The organism is Terrisporobacter muris (genome assembly GCF_024621905.1).
Classification (GTDB): Bacteria; Bacillota; Clostridia; order Peptostreptococcales; family Peptostreptococcaceae; genus Terrisporobacter; species Terrisporobacter muris.
In genome coordinates this window covers 1-5,742 of record NZ_JANKBY010000237.1, presented here as the reverse complement: position 1 = coordinate 5,742, position 5,742 = coordinate 1, and the positions used below count along the sequence as shown (strand labels likewise).

At 27.5% G+C, this 5,742-nt stretch carries 6 protein-coding genes; 5 read left to right on the top strand and 1 reads right to left on the bottom strand.

From position 1 onward, the window contains the following. Window positions 1-18: 18 nt before the first annotated feature. Complete coding sequence (locus NSA58_RS14775; protein ID WP_039680010.1) at window positions 19-609, bottom strand: DUF1638 domain-containing protein; 591 nt, start codon at window positions 607-609, stop codon at window positions 19-21. A 203-nt stretch (window positions 610-812) separates the two neighbouring features. Between NSA58_RS14775 and yabG the strand changes: the two genes are divergently transcribed. The 5 genes from yabG to NSA58_RS14750 all read left to right on the top strand — a co-directional run bounded on the left by yabG (window position 813) and on the right by NSA58_RS14750 (window position 5,412). Next, the gene (gene yabG, locus NSA58_RS14770; RefSeq protein ID WP_039680011.1) at window positions 813-1,664 is read left to right on the top strand and encodes a sporulation peptidase YabG; all 852 of its coding nucleotides are present in this window, start codon (window positions 813-815) and stop codon (window positions 1,662-1,664) included. 160 nt (window positions 1,665-1,824) lie between these two features. Beyond that, window positions 1,825-2,103 carry a Veg family protein gene (locus tag NSA58_RS14765; RefSeq protein ID WP_039680012.1) on the top strand — a complete coding sequence of 93 codons (279 nt, stop codon included), beginning with the start codon at window positions 1,825-1,827 and terminating at the stop codon, window positions 2,101-2,103. A gap of 91 nt (window positions 2,104-2,194) precedes the next feature. Then, window positions 2,195-3,739 carry a DUF3794 and LysM peptidoglycan-binding domain-containing protein gene (locus NSA58_RS14760; protein ID WP_257560631.1) on the top strand — a complete coding sequence of 515 codons (1,545 nt, stop codon included), beginning with the start codon at window positions 2,195-2,197 and terminating at the stop codon, window positions 3,737-3,739. 127 nt (window positions 3,740-3,866) lie between these two features. After that, window positions 3,867-4,748 carry a 4-(cytidine 5'-diphospho)-2-C-methyl-D-erythritol kinase gene (ispE, locus tag NSA58_RS14755; RefSeq protein WP_039680014.1) on the top strand — a complete coding sequence of 294 codons (882 nt, stop codon included), beginning with the start codon at window positions 3,867-3,869 and terminating at the stop codon, window positions 4,746-4,748. Further along, entirely contained in the window at window positions 4,741-5,412 is a 672-nt protein-coding gene (locus NSA58_RS14750; protein WP_039680015.1) for a GntR family transcriptional regulator, read from the top strand. The genes ispE and NSA58_RS14750 overlap by 8 nt, the downstream gene beginning before the upstream one ends. The last annotated feature ends 330 nt before the right edge of the window (window positions 5,413-5,742 follow it).

Below are 5,742 nucleotides of genomic sequence, written 5' to 3'. Positions count from 1 at the left end.
ATAGATAGCTGATTTAAATCAACTATCTATAGCTTTTTTTATACTATCTATTATTTTATTTTTAAAATTATTACTATCTATTTTTTGTATTTCGATAGGTACTTGGATTTTTTCGAATAAATCAAATATCATATCATCAGTAAATTCACATACATTAGTATCACCAATTATAATATTATCATATTGACCATATTGCTGTCTAATATCATAAATATCAACTGCATTTATAAATTTATTTAGTTCATCGAACTTAAGAACCCATCCTGGTGTTATATATAAATTTTTATCATCATCTTCCTTTTTTTCATTCCCAATTATTAAGTCAATGCAATTTGAATCTTCAAAAGTAATTAAATTATTATAACCTTTTAAAAATTCATGGAACATATAATGACACTTGCTTCCGTAAAGTAGAATTATCTTATCTGATTTTATATTATCTAAATTGCTAGTAATTACATGCTTTAGCTTATCTAAGTTAGTATGTAATCCAAATGGTAGGTATTTTACACTAATATTTTCATTAAATAATTTTTCTTTTCTTACATCTTCTAAGATTTTATTTAGCTCTGGTTCAAATACTCCACAGGATAAAATAAATATATTCATATGTACTACAGTTCCCCCTTTTTTATAAACACAAAAAATACTTTCTTAAATACATTATATATTAGAAATTCTTATATATATATAAGAACATATTAATCTACTACTTTGTTATATTTTAACAAAATATGTTTTTTATCAACATATGAACAAAATATCTTCTAAAACATACTATAAATTAAAACCATATGTTAAGGAGGACAGCTATGAAAGAGGGAGATATAGTAGTTAGAAAATCTTATAACAGAGATATTATATTTAAGATAGTAGGATTTTCTAAGGACGAAAAAAATAAAAAAGTCGCCATATTAAAAGGTGTGGCTTTTAGATTAATGGCAGATGCATATTTAGAAGATTTGGAATTGGTGGAAGAAAGTGACACTAGGGGGATTTTAATAGATAAAAATGTTCAAAGTTTATTATATAGATCAGTAGTTAATGCAAGAGAAAGACAAAATTGGTATAGAGGAGCTCCTAAACTTCAGTCCAGTAGTAATGTGTATGGGATTCCTGGAAAGGTGCTCCAAATAGATGGAGACAAGGAGTATTTAAAAATATGTTTAGATGTTTATACTGAATTGGGAATACCAGCTGTTGGAGTAGCCATACCAGAAGCAAATCAGTATAAAGAAGTAAGATCACTTTTAGAAAAACACAAACCAGATATTTTGGTTATAACAGGACATGATGCTATTACATCTAAAAAGGGAAATTTAAAAGATATAAATAACTATAGAAATTCTTATAACTTTATAAAGTGTGTCAGAGAAGCTAGAAAATGGCAACCTGATTTTGATGGTCTAGTTATTTTTGCGGGTGCATGCCAATCTAATTATGAGCAAATAATAAGAGCGGGTGCAAACTACGCTAGCTCTCCAGGAAGAATAATGATACATGCCCTTGACCCTGTATTTATAGTTGAAAAAATTGCTTGTTCAAGAATTGATATGGTAGTACCAATAGAAGAAGTGATAGAACAAACAATAACAGGATATAAAGGTATAGGGGGGGCTGAAACTAGAGGGAAATTTAGATGGGCAATGCCAAGATTAATATAATTTTATATTAAAAACAAATTTTAATAAAATTATACTGTATTCTTAAAAAATACTATTGACAATTGATCTAAAAATATATAAAATAATTAGTTTAAAACATTTGACAAAGCCCTCTTTTTATGATATTATGTAAACATAGAAACTAAAAGAGGGTGATATTATGGCTACTGTTCAAACTTTAGATAATATAAGATTAAGTTTGGAAAAACATCTAGGTAAAAGAATAATATTAAAAGCAAATAAGGGAAGAAAACAAATTATGACCAAAAGGGGAATATTAGAAAATGTTTATCCTAGTGTTTTTATAGTAAAACTAGAAGCAAGTGGAAGTGGATATCAAAGAGTATCTTATAGTTACTCTGATTTATTAACAGAAAATGTAAAACTACAAGTTTTTAAAGAAAATAAGATAGAAGAAAATAAGTTAAGCGTAAGTTAAAATTATACCTATTAAATTAGGTGTAATTTTTTTTTGTTTCTTTAAATATAAATATAGTGTGATAGTTTATTTATATTTAGGAGGGACAAATATGGAACTAATTAAGGATATAATCAAAATAGATAGCAGAGTTGATTTTGGTAAGTATCAGACATTTATTGAATCAGAGACTGTTGTACCGGATGTTAAGTCAGACGTTTATGAAATTGTTGATACTCAAGGATACATAGCATTGAGTAAAATTGAGGTGTCAGATGGAAAACTTATATGTAGAGGAAGTTTTAATTACAATGTGATGTATATAGCAGATGATAAAAGTACTTTGTCTAATGTTTGCGGAAAAATAGACATCAATGAGGTTGTAGAAAAGGATAATATAGTTCAGGATATGGAGTATATGTTATATCCTGAAGTAGAACATGTTGATTGCACGATTTTAAATGAAAGAAAAATAAGAGTAGGAGCTCTTATGAATATTAAAGGTAGTTTATTTGAAAAACAAAGATTAGACATTGTAAAAGATGTTGCTCAGGTTGAATGTATTCAAAAACATAGAAAAGAAATAGTATACCAAGATATTATTGGAATAGAAAAAACAGAAAGTGTTATAAGAGATACTATAGCTATAAGTTCGGCAGAAGTAGCTGCAATAATAAACATTACACCTGTAGTTAAAGTTAAGGAAAGTAGAATAGCAGATAATAAAGTTATAATTGGTGGAGTTTTAGAAATTAGTCCTTTAGCATGTACTTGTGAGGGAGATATTGTAGAATTAGATAAGGTAGGTATTGATTTTACACAATTTATTGAAGTTCCAGGAGCTTTTGATGGAATGAAAGAAGAAACTCTACTAAACATAGGTGATTTTAATTATAATTTTAGAGACAATAGTGAAAGTAATACAGCTATGTTAGAAATAGAATGCACAGTATGCTGTAAGGTAAAAGTTACAGATGAAGTAACTAGAGAAGTATTACAAGATGCTTATTCTCCACAAAAAATTGTGAAGTTTGATCACAGATTAATAAGCTTAAATAAATCACTATATTCTGCATCAGAAAATTTCACAGTTAGAGAAACCTTAGGTACAGGTGACGATAATATACAAGTAAAAGATATAGTAAGTGTATGTACATCAATATCTATAGAAAATGCGTATGTAGAAGGTAACAAGAGTATAATTCAAGGAATAATAAAAGCAGTAATACTATTTGTACCAGTAGAAGGGGAAAAGATGATTTATAAATTATCAGAAGAAATACCTTTCGAAAATGATGTAGCTATCGAGAATTTGAGTGAAACTTGTTCAATATTTAATACAGTATGTATAGATAAAGTTGAGGCAGATTTAAATAGAGATGAAATAGATTTGGTAATAAAAGTAAAAAGATTTACAGAAGCTATAGATAAGAAATCAGAAAGCTTTATTATAAAAGGCGAAGATCAAGGTGAGTATGACCTTTCAACAGCTCCTAGCATAATAGTATATATTTGTAAGGATGGAGATAACCTTTGGGATATAGCCAAAAAATATAATACAACAGAAGAAGAAATTGCAGATGTAAATGAAATTAAGATGGATGAACCAATTAGGCCAGGAAAATGTTTGATTTTACAAAAAAAGTTACAACTATAGATTAATAAATTGACAAGGATAATAAAATAATAGGGGATAAAACCCCTATTATTTTGTTTTTTGTAGTATAATAATTATAATTCGAGAATCCATTATACTAAATGCAACTATATACAAGGAGGATGAAATGAATTCTATAGAATTAAAAAGTAGAGCGAAGATTAATTTATCTATAGATGTATTAGGAAAAAGACAAGATGGATATCACTTAGTTGAAATGATAATGCAAACTATTGATTTATTTGATATTATAAAGATTTTTTCATTAAATGAAGATAAAATAATAATAAGCAGTAATAGTAAAGATATACCGACAGATAGTAGTAATATAGTATATAAAGCAGTCAATTTGATAAAACAAGAGTTTAGTATAAAAAGAGGTATAGAAATATATATAGAAAAGAATATCCCTGTTGCAGCTGGTATGGCAGGTGGAAGTAGTAATGCGGCGGCAGTTTTAGTAGGATTAAATAAACTATGGAATCTTGACTTAAGTAAAAATAAACTTAAGGAATTAGGTTTGCAATTAGGTGCTGATGTACCTTTTTGTATTGAGGGGGGAGCATCATTAGCTGAAAATATTGGAGAAAAGTTAACAAATATAGATGGTTTATCTCAGGGTGCATTTATTCTAGTATGTAAACCAGAATTATTTGTGTCTACAAAAGAAGTATATGAAGCTATAGACTCTAAAATTATTGAAAAAAGGCCAGATAATAAATTGTTAATACAATTATTAAAAGAAAATAAAATAGAGTTGTTATCAAAAAATATGTATAATGTCTTAGAATCAGTTACTAAGGAAAAATATCCTGTTATTAAAGAGATAGAAGAAATCATGCTTAATAACAAGGCCTTAGGGGCTATGATGAGTGGAAGTGGACCAACAGTTTTTGGATTATATAACAATAAAGTTGATGCAGAAAAATGTAAAAAAATTCTACTAGAAAACTTCAAACAAGTATACCTAGTTAAAAGCCATAAAAAGGGGGTTGAAATAAATGGATAGTTTAACAAAAATAAATTTAGATAACTATAAGCCATTAAGAGATGTAGTATTTGAAAATCTAAGAACAGCTATCTTAGAAGGGGATTTGAAAGCGGGCCAAAGACTTATGGAAGTTCAATTGGCAGAGCAATTAGGGGTAAGTAGAACTCCAATAAGAGAAGCTATTAGAAAACTGGAGTTAGAAGGTTTAGTAGTTATGTTACCAAGAAAGGGCGCTTATGTTGCTAATATGTCATTTAAGGATTTAATTGATGTACTAGAAATAAGATCTAGCTTAGAAGGGTTAGCAGCATCTCTGGCAGCAGAAAGACTAAGAGAAGAAGATATTTCAGATCTAGAAAGAGTAGCAAAAGAATTTGAAAAAAGTGTAAGAGAAGCAGATATCGACAATGTATTAAAAAAAGATGTAGAGTTTCATGAGAAGATATTTTTAATGGCTAATAATAAAAAACTATATCAACTAATAACTTCTTTATGGGAACAAGTACATAGGTTCAGAGTGACATATGTTTCAAATTATGATGCATCATTAAGTTTAGTAGATGAACATAATAGAATATTAGAAGCTATTAAATCAGGGGATTGTGAGTTAGCTAAGAAATATGCAACAGAACATATAGAAATAGCAGAACAGTTTTTTATGGAAAATACAATAAATAGTTAAATTGAAAATGGGAATTATATTTGAAAGAAGGCTTAGCCTTCTTTTTTTATTGTAAAGATTTTATATTTTATTTTATTTTTGGATACAATAAAACGAAATATAAAATTGAATTAATAGAGAAATTGACATAAGTTGTAAGTAGTCAGTAGTATGAAGTTAAGAGTTACATATTGGATTAAATGACGCAAAATTTTTATATTTAGAAACTAAAATTAAGGATTATTACTCAATATATGGCAAAGCAAATTTTTGTATAAAAAAATAATAAATGGATACACTCAAATTATAAATGAATTTTTGAGGGGGATTATTATGAAAGTGAAAAAAGAT